Origin of the sequence: Anoxybacillus pushchinoensis (assembly GCF_900111795.1) — a bacterium.
GTDB classification, from domain to species: domain Bacteria; phylum Bacillota; class Bacilli; order Bacillales; family Anoxybacillaceae; genus Anoxybacillus; species Anoxybacillus pushchinoensis.
Genome location: NZ_FOJQ01000110.1, coordinates 1 through 1,369 on the forward strand (window position 1 = coordinate 1; position 1,369 = coordinate 1,369).

3 protein-coding genes and 1 pseudogene are annotated in these 1,369 nt (G+C 36.7%); 3 read left to right on the forward strand and 1 reads right to left on the reverse strand.

All coding sequences use genetic code 11. The features are described from left to right. The 3 genes and pseudogenes from BM213_RS14340 to BM213_RS14350 form a co-directional block, all read left to right on the forward strand. Positions 1 to 184 (forward strand): annotated as a pseudogene (locus tag BM213_RS14340) (hypothetical protein); the annotation flags it as partial. 135 nt (positions 185 to 319) lie between these two features. Beyond that, the gene (locus BM213_RS14345) at positions 320 to 562 is read left to right on the forward strand and encodes a hypothetical protein (RefSeq protein WP_088223521.1); all 243 of its coding nucleotides are present in this window, start codon (positions 320 to 322) and stop codon (positions 560 to 562) included. Further along, positions 549 to 917, forward strand: coding sequence for a PIN domain-containing protein (locus BM213_RS14350; RefSeq protein WP_244149320.1), 369 nt, complete (start codon positions 549 to 551; stop codon positions 915 to 917). The genes BM213_RS14345 and BM213_RS14350 overlap by 14 nt, the downstream gene beginning before the upstream one ends. 213 nt (positions 918 to 1,130) lie before the next feature. On the opposite strand, the gene BM213_RS14835 is transcribed toward BM213_RS14350, so the two are convergent. Then, positions 1,131 to 1,369: hypothetical protein (locus BM213_RS14835; protein ID WP_208601933.1), on the reverse strand; the 239-nt coding region annotated here is incomplete at its 5' end.

Consider the following 1,369-nt stretch of genomic DNA (forward strand, 5'->3'; position numbering starts at 1 on the left):
AGGAAGGGCGATTCCTCCCCGACTTTCGCTCTCGCTTAGAAGTCGGAGTCTCCTCGCCAAAGATGATGAAGCATATGAGTTTTACCATGATGAAATAGACGAGTTGCTTATTCCTGCCAAATATGTGAAGAAGCTGCCGAATCCGCTGTTGTTGGAAGCGCTCATGTATGTCGAATGGGTTTAAGCGGGAAGTCGACACGTCAATTAAATATTGGTAAAAAAATACATGAAACAAAGTGAATTTTCATGTTATAGTGTACAGTTAAATGGTATAATATGTTTAAGAAGTTCCATTTTATATTGAAAGGAGCGGAAAGGTATGGATTTTGTGAGAGTAATAAAAAACAGCAATGATTTGGAAAAATTCATAGACATACCTAAAGGATTAAAAAATAGGAAAGTAGAAGTCATTATCCTTCCCTATACAGATAAAGAAGATGTAGAACAAGTGGAAAAAAAGAGCTTGAGGGGAGCTCTGTCAAAATATAAAAACGAGGTTTTGCGAGCTCAAGAAAGCGATGCTTGGTCTAAAGCCGTGGTGGATAAATATGAAAATCGTTGATGCAAACATTATCCTAAGATATCTGCTTAATGATCATGATGATTTATCAGCGAAAGCCGCAACGATTATTGAAAATAACAAAGTGTTATTGCCGAATGAGGTAGTAGTTGAGGTCGTTTATGTTCTTGAAAAAGTGTACAGAGTAAAAAATGACGAGATATGCGATACTCTTTTAGAACTGTTTAAATACGATAATATCGACGTGAATGATATTGAAATATTAGAAGAAGCGCTCATTCTGTTTGGAAAAAGACGGCTGGACTTTGTCGATACCCTTTTATGCGCCTATAATAAAGTGAAGGGATACCAGGTATATACTTTTGATAAAAAGCTAAACAAGGTACTTGAGGAATAGGCATCATTTGTTGGCACGGTGCCTGTCACGCCCCGAATTTATCGTCCGGTTGAAGGACAACCGATAAGAATGGAAATAATTGCGATAGGCCCTCATGATAGAGAAAAGGCATATCGAATGGCTGCGGAACGTTTACAAAAATTCTTCATGGAAATGGGATAGGGTTCCAGTCACCTGTCGAAGTCGCAATGTAGAAGTAGAGGTTTAAAGCATTCATTTATTCGGGTGCTCTTTTAAATTGAAGCGATTTGCGAATAAACAACGTATTTTTGGATTTTTTGAAGGAAATAATTCATTTTCATAGGAAATTAGCGATATATTGATTAAATTAAATGAATTTTGTGGTATAATCTCTTTAAACCTGAATCCGTGATGGATTGACATCGACTTTGACTTTTTTGCTGGTTTTATGGATGCGTGATCCACCATTCCCTTTTTATGTTTAAAACAGA